The 14,806-nt window shown below is 69.6% G+C and carries 12 protein-coding genes; 11 read left to right on the top strand and 1 reads right to left on the bottom strand.

All coding sequences use genetic code 11. From position 1 onward, the window contains the following. Positions 1–14: 14 nt before the first annotated feature. The 3 genes from IF28_RS0111105 to IF28_RS0111095 are packed head-to-tail and all read left to right on the top strand — an operon-like array spanning position 15 to position 4,057. The gene (locus IF28_RS0111105; protein ID WP_030217227.1) at positions 15–1,946 is read left to right on the top strand and encodes an acetyl-CoA carboxylase biotin carboxylase subunit; all 1,932 of its coding nucleotides are present in this window, start codon (positions 15–17) and stop codon (positions 1,944–1,946) included. After that, entirely contained in the window at positions 1,943–2,890 is a 948-nt protein-coding gene (locus tag IF28_RS0111100) for a hydroxymethylglutaryl-CoA lyase (protein ID WP_030217224.1), read from the top strand. Before IF28_RS0111105 ends, IF28_RS0111100 begins: the two co-directional genes overlap by 4 nt. A gap of 6 nt (positions 2,891–2,896) precedes the next feature. Further along, complete coding sequence (locus IF28_RS0111095) at positions 2,897–4,057, top strand: acyl-CoA dehydrogenase family protein (protein ID WP_030217222.1); 1,161 nt, start codon at positions 2,897–2,899, stop codon at positions 4,055–4,057. Positions 4,058–4,176: 119 nt separating this feature from the next. On the opposite strand, the gene IF28_RS0111090 is transcribed toward IF28_RS0111095, so the two are convergent. Continuing rightward, positions 4,177–4,416, bottom strand: a complete 240-nt coding sequence (locus IF28_RS0111090) for a LuxR C-terminal-related transcriptional regulator (protein WP_030217221.1) — start codon at positions 4,414–4,416, stop codon at positions 4,177–4,179. A gap of 326 nt (positions 4,417–4,742) precedes the next feature. Here IF28_RS0111090 and IF28_RS0111085 point away from each other — a divergent pair, with 326 nt between their 5' ends. From IF28_RS0111085 to IF28_RS0111050, 8 genes are all read left to right on the top strand, one after another. Then, on the top strand, positions 4,743–6,989 hold the full coding sequence (locus IF28_RS0111085; protein ID WP_030217220.1) for a glycoside hydrolase domain-containing protein: 2,247 nt from the start codon (positions 4,743–4,745) through the stop codon (positions 6,987–6,989). A gap of 7 nt (positions 6,990–6,996) precedes the next feature. Beyond that, positions 6,997–7,488, top strand: a complete 492-nt coding sequence (locus tag IF28_RS0111080; protein WP_030217219.1) for a hypothetical protein — start codon at positions 6,997–6,999, stop codon at positions 7,486–7,488. Further along, positions 7,485–8,243: a twin-arginine translocation signal domain-containing protein gene (locus IF28_RS0111075; RefSeq protein WP_030217212.1), complete on the top strand. Its 759-nt coding sequence runs from the start codon at positions 7,485–7,487 to the stop codon at positions 8,241–8,243. Before IF28_RS0111080 ends, IF28_RS0111075 begins: the two co-directional genes overlap by 4 nt. Positions 8,244–8,446: 203 nt before the next feature. After that, positions 8,447–9,493, top strand: a complete 1,047-nt coding sequence (locus tag IF28_RS0111070; RefSeq protein WP_030217209.1) for an ABC transporter substrate-binding protein — start codon at positions 8,447–8,449, stop codon at positions 9,491–9,493. Between the two features lie 153 nt (positions 9,494–9,646). Then, on the top strand, positions 9,647–11,089 hold the full coding sequence (gene desA, locus IF28_RS0111065) for a lysine decarboxylase DesA (protein ID WP_030217206.1): 1,443 nt from the start codon (positions 9,647–9,649) through the stop codon (positions 11,087–11,089). After that, on the top strand, positions 11,073–12,365 hold the full coding sequence (locus IF28_RS0111060; RefSeq protein ID WP_030217203.1) for a lysine N(6)-hydroxylase/L-ornithine N(5)-oxygenase family protein: 1,293 nt from the start codon (positions 11,073–11,075) through the stop codon (positions 12,363–12,365). The genes desA and IF28_RS0111060 overlap by 17 nt, the downstream gene beginning before the upstream one ends. Beyond that, the gene (locus IF28_RS0111055; RefSeq protein WP_030217191.1) at positions 12,362–12,901 is read left to right on the top strand and encodes a GNAT family N-acetyltransferase; all 540 of its coding nucleotides are present in this window, start codon (positions 12,362–12,364) and stop codon (positions 12,899–12,901) included. Before IF28_RS0111060 ends, IF28_RS0111055 begins: the two co-directional genes overlap by 4 nt. Next, positions 12,898–14,670: an IucA/IucC family protein gene (locus IF28_RS0111050; protein ID WP_030217188.1), complete on the top strand. Its 1,773-nt coding sequence runs from the start codon at positions 12,898–12,900 to the stop codon at positions 14,668–14,670. The genes IF28_RS0111055 and IF28_RS0111050 overlap by 4 nt, the downstream gene beginning before the upstream one ends. The last annotated feature ends 136 nt before the right edge of the window (positions 14,671–14,806 follow it).

Raw genomic sequence — 14,806 nt, 5'->3', positions numbered from 1 at the left:
GGGGACGGACAACGATGTTCGAGACAGTGCTTGTGGCCAACCGGGGCGAGATCGCGGTCCGTGTCATCCGTACGCTGCGGTCGATGGGCGTGCGTTCGGTGGCGGTGTACTCCGACGCGGACGCCGACGCCCGTCATGTACGGGAGGCCGACACGGCGGTACGGATCGGTCCGGCGGCGGCGTCGGAGAGCTATCTGTCGGTGGAGCGGCTGCTGGAGGCGGCCGCCCGCACCGGAGCGCAGGCCGTTCACCCGGGGTACGGGTTCCTCGCGGAGAACGCCGGGTTCGCGCGGGCGTGCGCGGAGGCGGGGCTGGTGTTCATCGGGCCGCCGGCGGACGCGATCGCGCTGATGGGCGACAAGATCCGGGCGAAGGAGACGGTGCGGGCGGCCGGGGTGCCGGTGGTGCCGGGGTCGAGCGGCAGCGGTCTCACGGACGAGGAGCTCGCCGGGGCGGCCCGCGGGATCGGGATGCCGGTGCTGCTGAAGCCGTCGGCGGGCGGCGGCGGCAAGGGCATGCGGCTGGTGCGGGACGTCGCGGCGCTGGCCGACGAGATCGCCGCCGCACGACGGGAGGCCCGCGCCTCCTTCGGTGACGACACGCTGCTGGTGGAGCGGTGGATCGACCGTCCCCGGCACATCGAGATCCAGGTGCTGGCCGACGGGCACGGGGGCGTCGTCCATCTGGGCGAGCGCGAGTGCTCGCTCCAGCGCCGGCACCAGAAGGTGATCGAGGAGGCGCCCAGTGTGCTCCTCGACGAGGAGACCCGGGCGGCGATGGGCGAGGCCGCGGTCCAGGCGGCCCGCTCGTGCGGTTACCGGGGCGCGGGCACGGTGGAGTTCATCGTGCCGGGCGGCGATCCGTCGTCGTACTACTTCATGGAGATGAACACCCGCCTCCAGGTGGAGCACCCGGTCACCGAGCTGGTCACGGGGCTCGATCTGGTGGAGTGGCAGCTGAGGGTCGCGGCGGGCGAGCCGCTCGGCTTCGGGCAGGACGGCGTCACGCTCACCGGGCACGCGGTGGAGGCCCGTATCTGCGCGGAGGACCCCGCGCGGGGCTTCCTCCCCTCCGGGGGCACGGTGCTGAGGCTGCGCGAGCCGCGGGGCGACGGTGTGCGCACCGACTCGGGGCTGAGCGAGGGCACGGAGGTCGGCAGCCTCTACGACCCGATGCTGTCGAAGGTGATCGCGTACGGCCCCGACCGCGCGACGGCGCTGCGCAGGCTCCGGGCGGCGCTGGCGGAGACGGTGACGCTGGGCGTGCAGACGAACGCCGGGTTCCTGCGGCGGCTGCTGGCGCATCCGGCAGTGGTGTCGGGCGACATGGACACGGGGCTGGTGGAGCGCGAGGTGGAGAACCTCGTCTCCACCGAGGTGCCCGAGGAGGTGTACGAGGCCGCCGCGGCCGTACGTCTGGAGGCGCTGAGGCCGGCCGCGGGCGGGTGGACGGATCCGTTCTCGGTGCCGGACGGCTGGCGTCTGGGCGGCACCCCGAAACCGGCCGCGTTCCACCTGCGCGTCACGGACCCGGTGGCGCACACCCCGCGCGGCGTCCACACGGTCACCGGCGACCGCGTGGCGGTGACCCTGGACGGCGTACGCCACACCTTCCACCGCGCCGCCGACTGGATCGGCCGGGACGGCGACGCCTGGCACGTCCGCGACCACGACCCGGTCGCCGCGTCTCTCACCCGCGCCGGCCAGGCGGGCGCCGACTCGCTGACCGCGCCGATGCCCGGCACGGTGACAGTGGTGAAGGTCGCCGTCGGCGACGAGGTGAGCGCGGGGCAGAGCCTGCTGGTGGTGGAGGCGATGAAGATGGAGCACGTCATCTCCGCCCCGCACGCCGGCACGGTCACGGAACTGGACGTGGCCCCGGGCACGACGGTCGCGATGGACCAGGTGCTGGCGGTCATCGCACCGGTGGAGGAGGAGACGGCATGAACGCCCCGGAACTGGGCCTGCCCATGGCCGTACCGGCCGCGGGGCTGCCCGCGCGGGTCCGTGTCCACGAGGTCGGCGCGCGCGACGGACTGCAGAACGAGAAGGCGACCGTGCCGACGGCCGTCAAGGCGGAGTTCGTCCGCCGGCTGGCCGGCACCGGTCTGAGCACCATCGAGGCGACGAGCTTCGTGCACCCCCGGTGGGTGCCGCAGCTGGCGGACGCCGAGGAGCTGTACCCGGCGGTGTCCGACCTGCCGGTCGCCCTGCCGGTGCTGGTGCCGAACGAGCGCGGACTGGACCGCGCGCTGGCGCTGGGCGCGAGGCGGGTGGCGGTGTTCGCCAGTGCCACGGAGTCCTTCGCCAAGGCCAATCTCAACCGTACGGTCGACGAGGCGCTGGCGATGTTCGAGCCGGTGGTGACCCGGGCGAAGGCGGAGGGCGTCCATGTCCGCGGCTATCTCTCGATGTGCTTCGGGGATCCGTGGGAGGGCGCGGTCCCCCTCGCCCAGGTGGTGAAGGTGTGCCGGGCCCTGCTGGACATGGGCTGCGACGAACTGAGCCTGGGCGACACGATCGGGGTGGCGACCCCGGGCCATGTGTCGGCGCTGCTCACGGCGCTCGGCGCGGCGGACGTGCCCGTGTCCGCGCTGGCCGTGCACTTCCACGACACCTACGGCCAGGCCCTGTCCAACACGCTGGCCGCGCTCCAGCACGGCGTCACCACGGTCGACGCCTCCGCCGGCGGACTGGGCGGCTGCCCGTACGCGAAGTCCGCCACCGGCAATCTCGCCACCGAAGACCTCGTGTGGATGCTGCGGGGTCTCGGCATCGACACCGGAGTCGATCTCGGCCGTCTGGTCGCCACGAGCGTCTGGATGGCCGCCCATCTGGGCCGACCCAGCCCGTCCCGCACCGTACGAGCCCTCTCCCACCAGGAGTCGTGACCGACCATGGACCACAAGCTCTCCCCCGAACTGGAAGAACTCCGCCGCACGGTCGAGGAGTTCGCGCACGATGTGGTGGCGCCGAAGATCGGCGACTTCTACGAGCGGCACGAGTTCCCGTACGAGATCGTGCGGGAGATGGGCCGCATGGGGCTGTTCGGGCTGCCGTTCCCGGAGGAGTACGGCGGCATGGGCGGCGACTACTTCGCCCTCGGCGTGGCCCTGGAGGAGCTGGCGCGGGTCGACTCCTCGGTGGCGATCACCCTGGAGGCGGGGGTGTCGCTGGGCGCGATGCCGGTCCATCTCTTCGGCACCGAGGAGCAGAAGCGCGCGTGGCTGCCCCGGCTGTGCTCCGGCGAGATCCTGGGCGCGTTCGGGCTGACGGAGCCGGACGGCGGCAGTGACGCGGGGGCGACCCGTACGACGGCCCGGCTGGACGAGGCCACGGACGAGTGGGTCGTCAACGGCACGAAGTGCTTCATCACCAACTCGGGCACGGACATCACCGGCCTGGTCACGGTCACGGCGGTGACGGGTCGCAAGCCCGACGGCAGGCCGCTGATCTCGGCGATCATCGTGCCGTCCGGGACGCCGGGGTTCACGGTGGCGGCCCCGTACTCGAAGGTCGGCTGGAACGCGTCGGACACGCGGGAGCTGTCCTTCCAGGACGTGCGGGTCCCGGCCGCCAACCTGCTGGGCGAGGAGGGGCGCGGCTACGCGCAGTTCCTGCGCATCCTGGACGAGGGCCGGATCGCCATAGCGGCGCTGGGCACGGGTCTCGCACAGGGCTGTGTGGACGAGTCGGTGAAGTACGCGAAGGAGCGGCACGCCTTCGGCCGTCCGATCGGCGCGAACCAGGCGATCCAGTTCAAGATCGCCGACATGGAGATGAAGGCGCACACGGCCCGGCTCGCCTGGCGGGACGCGGCGAGCCGGCTGGTGGCCGGGGAGCCGTTCAAGAAGGAGGCGGCGCTGGCGAAGCTGTACTCGTCCACGGTGGCCGTGGACAACGCCCGTGACGCCACACAGGTCCACGGCGGCTACGGCTTCATGAACGAGTACCCGGTGGCCCGTATGTGGCGCGACTCCAAGATCCTGGAGATCGGCGAGGGCACGAGCGAGGTCCAGCGGATGCTGATCGCGAGGGAACTGGGGCTGACGGGCTGAGCCGTTCACGGCCGGCGCCGGTGTGAACCGCCGGCGCCGCCGTGATGTCGCGCGCACGCGACGAACCATCGCTTTCGGGACGCGGGCCGGAGACGAACTCCGGCCCGCGTCCCGCTGTCTCAGGCCGCGACCGACGGCCCGGCACCCCCGTGCCGTTGCCCGCTCTCCCGGTCGTCGAAGAGGCCGAGTTCCTGCGCCCTGGCTCCCAGCGCGACCCGTCCCGGAGCCTCCCAGCGTCTCATCAACTGCTGGACACGCCGCTGCACGGTCCGGTGGCCGAGTCCCAGACGACGGCCGATCGCCGCGTCCCCCAGCCCCTGGTACAGCAGCCGCACGATGTCACGATCCGTCTGGCTCAACGTCGTTGCCCGGGTCACCCGAAACTCCCATGAAACGGAACCGGTGCCGCCTTTTGGGCAGCCCTCACGGCACCCTATGCCCTTGATCATCCGGAGTGCCACGGATATCGGCGCCGGCCGCTTCCCGCACTCCCGGAGTCAATGCGCCATTGGCGCCCGCACCATCTCGCCCCCGGGGGAAGGAAAGGCGTAAATACGCCTTCACGTTCGCACCCTTTGCCCGGTTGACCAGGGAAAGGGTGCCTGTCACCACGCCGTCGACGTCCCTAACGTGTCCCTGTTGACCGGCAGTTGCCGCGACGTTCCCCGGCGAAAGAGAGTCGTCCATGGCCGACGAGATGGTGCTCCGTGCCCAGCGGTTCATCAACACGACCTATCCCAATATGCTGGGCATCTCCCCACTGGAGGAGAACGGCCAGACGAGCTGGACCGTGATGTACGCGCTCACGCGAGCCCTCCAGCTCGAATTGGGCATCAGCTCACTTTCCAACAGTTTCGGCCCCACCACCCTGAGTACCCTGCAGTCGAAATACCCGGTACTGAACGACGGCACCGTTCCATCCGCGAATTTCGCCCGGATCATCCAGTCCGCCCTTTACTGCAAGGGGTACGACGGCGGTGAGATCGACGGAAAGTACAACTCCCGGGTGGCCGCCTCGGTGAGCACGATGATGAGCGACATGGGCGTCTCGGCGGCGTTCCCGGACTCCGGCAGCCTCTATCCCAAGGTGGTCAAGGGGCTCCTCAACATGGACCCCTATGTCACGGTGAACGGCGGCAGTTCGAAGATCCGCCAGATCCAGCAGTGGCTGAACGGCCGGTACATCGGCCGCCAGGACTTCTTCATCGTGCCGTGCGACGGCCACCACTCCCGGACCGTGGCCTCGTCCATGCTGTACGCCATCCAGTACGAGCTCGGCATGGCCGACGGTGTCGCCAACGGCAACTTCGGGCCGGGAACGAAGGCGGGTCTGGCGGACCACACGCTGTCCGAGGGCTCCTCCGGCACCTGGGCGCAGCTGTACAGCGGCGCGCTGATCCTCAACCAGCGTGCGGCGACACCGTTCACCTCCGTCTTCGACAGCACGGTCGCGAGCGAGACCGCCGCGTTCCAGGCGTTCGTGAAGCTCCCGGTCACCGGCCGGGGCGACTACTCCACGTGGGCGTCGCTCCTGGTGTCGTACGGCGACCAGAACCGCCGGGGGGAGGCCTGCGACGGCGTCACCAAGGTCACCCCGGCCCGTGCGGCGACGCTCAAGGCCGAGGGCATCAAGTACGTCGGCCGTTATCTGATCAACCCCACGGGCGGTGCCCCGCTGGAGAAGGAGATCCAGGCCGGCGAGCTCCAGACCCTCGCCGACAACGGGCTGCGCTGCTTCCCGATCTGGCAGACCTACGGCCGGGACGCCGAGGGGTTCAACTACCCCGCCGGGAACGCGGACGGTCTCGCCGCCGTCTCCGCCGCCCAGCGCCACGGCTTCAAGAACGGTGCCCGTATCTTCTTCGCGGTCGACTTCGACGCCTACGACTACGAGGTCACCGACGACATCCTGCCCTACTTCAAGGGGGTCGAGGACGCCATGGCGCTGTCCGGCAACCCCTACCGCATCGGTGTCTACGGGCCGCGCAACGTGTGCATCCGGGTGTCCGACGCGGGCCACGCCACGGCGAGCTTCGTCTCCGACATGTCCAGCGGCTTCTCCGGCAACTACGGCTACCCGCTGCCCGCGAACTGGGCCTACGACCAGGTCGTCACCCGGACCGTCGGCTCCGGCGACGGCGCCATCAACATCGACCACAACATCGCCTCGGGCCGCGACATCGGCGAGGGCTCCTTCAACCCCTCACGCCTGGACGACGAGCCCGACGTGGCGTTCGACTTCACGTCGTACTACCAGGCGATGCACACCGACATCAGTACGTACATGAAGTCGATCGGGTTCCCGGACTCGGACTCCAGCCGCATCTTCACGCACACCGAGTGCCTCGAGACGATCATGGCGCACGACGATCTGATCACGTCCCTGTCGCACACGTACAACATGCGCAAGGCGCTGATCCAGACGTCGGCCTACTGGGAGATGCGCCACTACGACGTGATCGACCTGGGCGTGGACGCCGCCGTGACCTACTACCACACCGGCGTCGGGGGTGACGACATATCACCGGTGCGGGACTCCTCCACCGGTATCGCGCAGATCAGCGGTGACGTCGGCATCCGGGCGTGGAACTACTGCATCGGCAAGGGCCTGGCCACCGGCACCGTCCTCGACCCGGCCAAGGACGCCGACATCTGGACGATGTGGCACAAGATCAACCAGGAGAACGCCTACTCGGTCCGGACCGTGTCCCTCATCCACCTGTGGGACGCGGGCGGCAAGCCCGGCGGCAACAACGGCCCCGGCGGCGAGACCGTGCTGCGGTCCATGAGACTGGACTACACCCAGAAGGAGATCTTCGAGGTCCTGCGTCGCTACCAGGGCTGGGGTGACGAGGCCGAGGCGCACGCCACCAAGCGCATGGCGCTCTACCAGCTCTTCGAGAAGTACGACGGACTCTCCCGGATGTACTAGGAGCATCGTGGAAACCGATCCGTACGCGGGACACAATCCGCTGGTCCTGCTTCTCGTCCTCCTCGTCGGTCTGGCGGTGGCCGCCGCTCTGGCGGTCTACGGCTGTACGACGCTCGCCCGCCACGGTGTCCGGCGCGCGGGCCCGCTGGTGGTGCTGCGCTCGTGCGCCGCCCTCGCGGGCGCCGGCGCGGCGTGCCTGTACGTATGGGGTGCCCTGCACCTGCTGACACTGGACGAGACGAGGCGGGACCTCGCGTGCAAGGAGGCGGTGGGACCGGCGCACGTCATGGAGATCGACTCCTACCGGCCCACGTACATCCCGCTCGGTCTCGGTTGCCACGTCAGGAGCGGCACCACCTATTCGACGGGCGTGCCCGGCTACCTCAATCCCGCGGCGGGCGCTCTCGCCTTCACGGCCGTCGCGATGGGCGGCTTCAGCCTGCTGGAATCCGAACGCCGGGCCACCCGGGACTTCAAGAGAGAGACAAGGCGTACATGACAACCTCCCGCCGTACCTTCCTCACCCGGACCGCAGTGATCGCGGGTGCCGCGGCAGCGGCCACGCTGCCCTTCTCCGAATACCTCGCCTCTCCCGCCTACGCGGCCGGCCGGTATGCCGAGCCGAAGCACGTCAGGGAGGCGGCCCGCCGCGCCCTGGCCCGCCGCGAGCGCACCCGCTCCGGGAAACAGGGCCCGAACGGCTGGGAGATGGAGCTGGCCGCCGACCAGGGCGGGGCCGTGTGGACGCGCCCGGTGCCCGGTACGCCCATCGAGGGTGTCGCCGTACGGATCGGTGACGTGGAGACCGTGCTGGTCCATGTCGTCCGCCGGTTCCACTACGAGGTGGACGAGCTCCGCAGAGGGGACGTGGTCGGCTGGCGCAGCCCGGACACGGTGCGCCGCACACTGCCGGAGGCCAACCAGGCGTCCGGGACCGCGGTGCAGATCCGGCCCGGTCACTACCCGAGCGGCGTCAAGGGCGGCTTCTTCGCCCCCCAGCAGCTCGTGATCCGCGACATCCTCGCCGAGCTCGGGGGCGTCGTCCGCTGGGGCGGGGACGACAGGAAGCCCGACGAGTCGCTGTTCTACCTCGCCGTGAAGCCGGGCAGCCCGCTGCTGGCCGAGGTGGCCGGCAAGCTGCGCGGCTGGGAGAAGGTGCCGGGGAAGGGCGCCGGCGGCCCGGTGGACGTGCGGTCCGACAAGCGCCGCAGCGCCGCCAAGTCCCTGGCCCGGAAGCAGCAGGCGGCCGCGTAGGGGATTTCGCACAGCCCGGCTGCGGGGCCCAACTCCCATGCCCGCATGGGAGTTGGGCCCCGCGTCATGCCGTGGCGGAACCACCTGCACAGCTCACGTTTCCGGCTGTGAGCGGCCCCACACCTGGACATCCATTGAGGTTAGGCTAACCTACCTTCGAATTCTCCTGCGAGTGATCCGCCCCGTTCGAAAGCAGCGTAGCCATGTCCCATGCCCGTGCCACCCACCTCACCCGACGCGGCATCCTGGCCGCGGGCGGAGCGCTCGGCCTCGGCGCCGTACTCGCGGCCTGCGGGGACGGCGACGCGAAAGACAGCGGCGCGGACAAGGGAACGAATCCCGCGAAGTCCGGCCCCTGGTCCTTCAAGGACGACCGCGGCACCACGGTGAAGCTCGACAAGGTGCCCACGAACATCGTCGCGTTCACCGGTGTCGCCGCCGCGCTGTTCGACTACGGCATCGAGGTGAAGGGCGTCTTCGGCCCGACCAGGACGACCGACGGCAAGGCCGACGTCCAGGCCGGTGACATGGACGTGAGCAAGCTGACGATCTTCGGCAACAAGTTCGACAGCTTCAACGTCGAGCAGTACGCGGCCTTCCAGCCCGAGGTGCTCATCAGCACGACGTTCGACGACGCCGGGTCGCTCTGGTACGTCCCGCTGGCCTCGGCGGACAAGATCGCCAAGCTGGCCCCGAGCGTGGCCGTCTCCGTCTACGACCGTCAGATGCCGGAGCCGCTGCAGCGCATGGCGGAGCTGGCCGAGTCGCTGGGCGCCGACCTGAAGTCCGCGAAGAACGTCGAGGCGAAGAAGAAGTTCGAGGCCGCCGCCGAGCGGCTGCGCAAGGCCGCCAAGGCCCGCCCGGAGATCCGGGTGCTGGCCGGCTCCGCCGCGCAGGACGTCTTCTACGTCTCGGGCTCCAACTACTCCATCGACCTGGAGTACTTCAAGGCCCTCGGCGTGAACCTCGTGGAGCCCCCGGAGGAGGCGAAGAAGGACACCGGCGGCTGGTTCGAGACGCTGAGCTGGGAGAACGTCGACAAGTACCCGGCCGACGTCATCATCATGGACGACCGCGCCTCGACCATCCAGCCCGCCGACGTCACCGAGGCGACCTGGAAGAAGCTGCCGGCGGTCAAGGCCGGCCAGGTCATCGCCCGTTCGCCGGAGCCGATCCTGTCGTACGACAAGTGCACGCCTCTGCTCGACAACCTGGCGGAGGCTATCGAGAAGGCCAAGAAGGTCGGCTGACCCCGGACTCCCCCGGCCCCGACCGCTTCCGGCACAGGAGTGATCACGGTCACGGGAGGGGCTTGATTCACGGCGTGTTACTTAGGTTAGGCTTACCTAAGTAACACGCCGTCGGCTTTCCGCACCGGATCGTCCCCACCGGAGGACCCCCACATGCGCTCGCACCTGCTCAACGACACCACCGCGGAGCACTACCGCAGCTCCGTGACCCTGGGAGTCGAGCGGGTGGCGGCCCGAATCGCCACCACCGAACGGCCGTTCACCGGAGTCACCGTCGACGCACTCTCCCCGCGCGTCGACGGCATCGACCTCGACCGGCCGCTGTACGACACCACCGCCGCGCTGGACGAACTGGAGGACGTCTACCTCCGGGACGCCGTCTACTTCCACCACCCCCGCTACCTCGCCCACCTCAACTGCCCGGTCGTCATCCCGGCCGTACTCGGCGAGGCCGTGCTCTGTGCCGTCAACTCCTCCCTGGACACCTGGGACCAGTCCGCGGGCGGCACCCTCATCGAGCGCAAGCTCATCGACTGGACGACGGCCCGTATCGGCCTCGGACCGGCCGCCGACGGCGTGTTCACCTCCGGCGGCTCCCAGTCCAACCTCCAGGCACTGCTCCTGGCCCGCGAGGAGTCCAAGACCGAGGATCTCGGGAAGCTGCGCGTCTTCGCCTCCGAGGCCGGCCACTTCAGCGTGCAGAAGTCCGCGAAACTGCTCGGCCTCGGACCGGACGCCGTCGTGTCCATACCCGTGGACCACGACAAGCGGATGCGGACCGTCGCCCTCGCCCGTGAACTGGAGCGCTGCGCCGAGCAGGGTCTCGTCCCGATGGCCGTCGTCGCCACCGCCGGCACCACCGACTTCGGCTCCATCGACCCGCTGCCGGGTATCGCAGAACTGTGCGCGCGGTACGGCGCCTGGATGCACGTGGACGCCGCCTACGGCTGCGGCCTGCTCGCCTCGCTGAGGCACCGGGACCGCATCGCCGGCATCGAACGCGCCGACTCCGTGACGGTCGACTACCACAAGTCCTTCTTCCAGCCCGTGAGTTCGTCGGCCGTCCTGGTCCGCGACGCGGCCACCCTGCGGCACGCCACCTACCACGCGGAGTACCTCAACCCGCGCCGGATGGTGGAGGAGCGCATCCCCAACCAGGTGGACAAGTCCCTGCAGACCACCCGCCGTTTCGACGCGCTGAAGCTGTGGATGACCCTGCGGGTGATGGGCGCCGACGGCATCGGACAGCTCTTCGACGAGGTGTGCGAACTGGCCGCCGAGGGCTGGCGGCTGCTCGCCGCCGACCCCCGCTTCGACGTGGTGGTCGAGCCGAGCCTGTCCACGCTCGTCTTCCGCTACATCCCGGCCGCCGTCACCGACCCCGCCCACATCGACCGGGCCAACCTCTACGCCCGCAAAGCGCTGTTCGCCTCCGGTGACGCGGTGGTGGCCGGCACCAAGGTGGGCGGGCGCCACTACCTGAAGTTCACCCTGCTGAACCCCGAGACCACGACGCGCGACATCACCGCCGTCCTCGATCTGATCGCCGGCCACGCCGAGCAGTACCTGGGAGAGTCCCTTGACCGCGCTTCCTGACGCCACGAACGCCGCCCACGACTTCGTGGGCATCGGACTGGGCCCCTTCAACCTCGGCCTCGCCTGCCTCACCGAGCCCATCGGTGAACTCAACGGCGTCTTCCTGGAGTCCAAGCCCGACTTCGAGTGGCACGCCGGGATGTTCCTCGACGGCGCCCATCTGCAGACCCCGTTCATGTCGGACCTGGTCACCCTGGCCGACCCGACGTCCCCGTACTCCTTCCTCAACTATCTGAAGGAGAAGGGGAGGCTGTACTCGTTCTACATACGCGAGAACTTCTACCCGCTGCGCGTCGAGTACGACGACTACTGCCGCTGGGCCGCCGGCAAGCTGAGCAGCGTCCGCTTCGGCACGACGGTCACCGAGGTGACGTACGACGAGGGCGACGGGCTGTACACCGTGGCGACGGCGGCCGGGGAGACGTACCGCGCCCGGCATCTGGTGCTCGGCACCGGCACCGTGCCCTACGTCCCGAAGCCCTGCCGGGGGCTGGACGGCGGCCTGTTCCACAACGCGCAGTACACGCGGCGCAAGGCGGAGCTGCTGGACAAGGAGTCCATCACGATCGTCGGCAGCGGGCAGAGCGCCGCCGAGATCTACTTCGAACTCCTCTCCGGGATCGACGTCCACGGCTACCGGCTCAACTGGGTCACCCGCTCCCCGCGGTTCTTCCCGCTGGAGTACACCAAGCTGACCCTGGAGATGACGTCCCCGGACTACATCGACTACTTCCGCGCCCTGCCGGAGGAGACCCGCTACCGGCTGGAGAAGCAGCAGAAGGGCCTGTTCAAGGGCATCAACTCGGAGCTCATCGACGCGATCTTCGACCTGCTGTACCAGAAGAACGTGGAGAGCGGCGACCGCGGAGTGCCCACCCGGCTGCTCAGCAACTCCTCGCTGACGAGCGCCCGTCACGAGGACGGCGGCTACCTGCTCGGCTTCCACCAGGACGAGCAGGACAAGGACTTCGAGATCCGCACCGAGGGCCTGGTCCTGGCCACCGGCTACCACTACGAGCCGCCGGCCTTCCTCGACCCGGTCCGCGACCGGCTCCGCTTCGACGGCCACGGCCGCTTCGACATCGCCCGCAACTACGCCGTCGACGTCACCGGCCGGGGCGTCTTCCTGCAGAACGCGGGCGTGCACACGCACAGCGTCACCAGCCCCGACCTGGGCATGGGCCCGTACCGGAACGCGACCATCATCCGCGAACTGCTCGGCACCGAGTACTACCCGGTCGAGAAGACCATCGCCTTCCAGGAGTTCGCGGTATGAGCATCGGCACGTTCACGGTGCGCCCCCTCGACCCCCTCGAGGACGCCGGGCTGCTGCACCGCTGGGTCACCGACCCCAAGGCGGCGTTCTGGATGATGCAGGACGCCAGGCTCCAGGACGTCGAGCGCGAGTACATGCGGATCGCCGCCCACGAGCACCACCACGCCTACCTCGGCCTGCACGACGGCGAACCGTCCTTCCTGATGGAGAAGTACGACCCCCGGTACGTCGAACTCGTCGGCCTGTACGACCCCGAGCCCGGCGATGTCGGCATGCACTTCCTGGTCGCGCCGACCGACCGGCCGCTCCACGGCTTCACCCGCGCCGTCATCACCGCCGTGATGGAGGCGCTGTTCGCCGACCCGGACACCCGGCGGGTCGTGGTCGAGCCGGACGTGACCAACAAGGCCGTGCACGCGCTGAACGAGGCCGTGGGCTTCGCACCCGTACGTGAGATCGACAAGCCGGAGAAGCGCGCGCTGCTGAGCTTCTGCACGCGCGAGCAGTTCGTGGCCGCCCGAGGAGTAGCCGTATGACCCTGTCCGACGCCGTGGCGCATCTGTCCCCCCACCGCTGGGCGCGGGCCAACCGCCTGCTGATCCGCAAGGCACTCGCCGAGTTCGCGCACGAGCGGCTCATCACGCCGGAGGCCACCGGCGACGGCGGGTGGGTCGTCCGCAGCGACGACGGTCTGACCCGGTACACGTTCACGGCGACGAGGCGCGCCCTGGACCACTGGCAGGTGGACGCCGACTCGATCATCCGCCACCGCGACGACGCCGAACTCGAGCTCGCCGCACTGGACTTCTTCATCGAGCTGCAGAAGTCGCTGGGCCTGAGCGAGGAGATCCTGCCGGTGTACCTGGAGGAGATCTCCTCCACCCTCTCCGGCACCTGTTACAAGCTCACCAAGCCGCAGGTCCCGGTCGCCGAGCTGGTCGACGCGGGCTTCCAGGCCATCGAGACCGGGATGACCGAGGGCCACCCCTGCTTCGTCGCCAACAACGGGCGGCTCGGCTTCGGCGTCCACGAGTACCTGTCGTACGCGCCGGAGACCGCGAACCCGGTGAAGCTGGTGTGGCTGGCCGCGCACCGCTCGCGGGCCGCGTTCACGGCGGGGGCGGGGATCGCGTACGAGTCGTTCATCCGGCAGGAGCTGGGCGAGGAGACCGTCGAGGGCTTCCACGGCGTCCTGCGCGAGCGGGGGCTGGACCCCGGCGACTACCTCCTGATCCCCGTCCACCCCTGGCAGTGGTGGAACAAGCTGTCCGTCACCTTCGCCGCCGAGGTGGCGCGCGGGCACCTGGTCTGCCTGGGCGAGGGCGACGACGAGTACCTGGCCCAGCAGTCCATCCGTACCTTCTTCAACACCTCGCACCCCGAGAAGCACTACGTGAAGACGGCCCTGTCCGTCCTCAACATGGGGTTCATGCGCGGGCTGTCCGCCGCCTACATGGAGGCGACCCCGGCGATCAACGACTGGCTGGCCCGGCTGATCGACGGCGACGCGGTGCTGCGGGCCACGGGGCTGTCCATCATCCGCGAGCGGGCCGCCGTGGGTTACCGGCACCTGGAGTACGAGCAGGCCACGGACCGCTACTCGCCGTACCGGAAGATGCTGGCCGCGCTGTGGCGGGAGAGCCCGGTACCTTCCCTGAAGGACGGGGAGTCGCTCGCCACCATGGCGTCGCTGGTCCACGTCGACCACGAGGGGAAGTCCTTCGCGGGCGCGCTGATCGAGCAGTCGGGGCTCGCTCCGGCCGAGTGGCTGCGGCACTATCTGCGGGCGTACTACGTCCCGCTGCTGCACAGCTTCTACGCCTACGACCTGGTGTACATGCCGCACGGCGAGAACGTGATCCTCGTACTGGAGGACGGGGTGGTGCGGCGGGCGGTCTACAAGGACATCGCCGAGGAGATCGCGGTGATGGACCCGGACGCGGTGCTGCCCCCGGAGGTCTCCCGCATCCGGGTGGAGGTCCCGGACGACACGAAGCTCCTGTCGATCTTCACGGACGTCTTCGACTGCTTCTTCCGCTTCCTCGCGGCGGACCTCGCCGAGGAGGGCGTCCTGGACGAGGACGGCTTCTGGCGCACGGTCGCGGAGACCACCCGCGAGTACCAGACATCGGTCCCCGAACTGTCGGACAAGTTCGCCCGCTACGACATGTTCACCCCGGAGTTCCCCCTCTCCTGCCTGAACCGCCTCCAACTGCGCGACAACAGGCAGATGGTCGACCTGACGGACCCGTCCGGCGCCCTCCAGCTGGTCGGCACCCTGAGGAACCCGATAGCGGAGTTCTGACCCGACGACCGACGAGCGCCCCGGAGTACGGTCCCCCGGGGCGCCCGTCTCTTCCGCGGACCAACGCCGGGGCAGCGCGCTGCCTTCAAGGGGCGCGGGGCAGTACCACTCTGGGGCTCCGCCGCGCGGGCGCGAC

It is taken from the genome of Streptomyces sp. NRRL WC-3626 (genome assembly GCF_000718785.1).
GTDB classification, from domain to species: Bacteria; Actinomycetota; Actinomycetes; order Streptomycetales; family Streptomycetaceae; genus Streptomyces; species Streptomyces edwardsiae.
The sequence above is the reverse complement of the archived record's forward strand: the minus strand, read 5'-3'. Positions and strand labels throughout refer to the sequence as shown.

Excerpts from the sequence above, each read along its gene's own strand:
- IF28_RS0111095 (WP_030217222.1), top strand. The coding sequence starts at position 2,897 with ATGGACCACAAGCTCTCCCCCGAACTGGAAGAACTCCGCCGCACGGTC.
- IF28_RS0111050 (WP_030217188.1), top strand. The coding sequence starts at position 12,898 with ATGACCCTGTCCGACGCCGTGGCGCATCTGTCCCCCCACCGCTGGGCG.
- IF28_RS0111100 (WP_030217224.1), top strand. The coding sequence starts at position 1,943 with ATGAACGCCCCGGAACTGGGCCTGCCCATGGCCGTACCGGCCGCGGGG.
- IF28_RS0111070 (WP_030217209.1), top strand. The coding sequence starts at position 8,447 with ATGTCCCATGCCCGTGCCACCCACCTCACCCGACGCGGCATCCTGGCC.
- IF28_RS0111075 (WP_030217212.1), top strand. The coding sequence starts at position 7,485 with ATGACAACCTCCCGCCGTACCTTCCTCACCCGGACCGCAGTGATCGCG.
- IF28_RS0111055 (WP_030217191.1), top strand. The coding sequence starts at position 12,362 with ATGAGCATCGGCACGTTCACGGTGCGCCCCCTCGACCCCCTCGAGGAC.
- IF28_RS0111085 (WP_030217220.1), top strand. The coding sequence starts at position 4,743 with ATGGCCGACGAGATGGTGCTCCGTGCCCAGCGGTTCATCAACACGACC.
- IF28_RS0111105 (WP_030217227.1), top strand. The coding sequence starts at position 15 with ATGTTCGAGACAGTGCTTGTGGCCAACCGGGGCGAGATCGCGGTCCGT.
- desA (WP_030217206.1), top strand. The coding sequence starts at position 9,647 with ATGCGCTCGCACCTGCTCAACGACACCACCGCGGAGCACTACCGCAGC.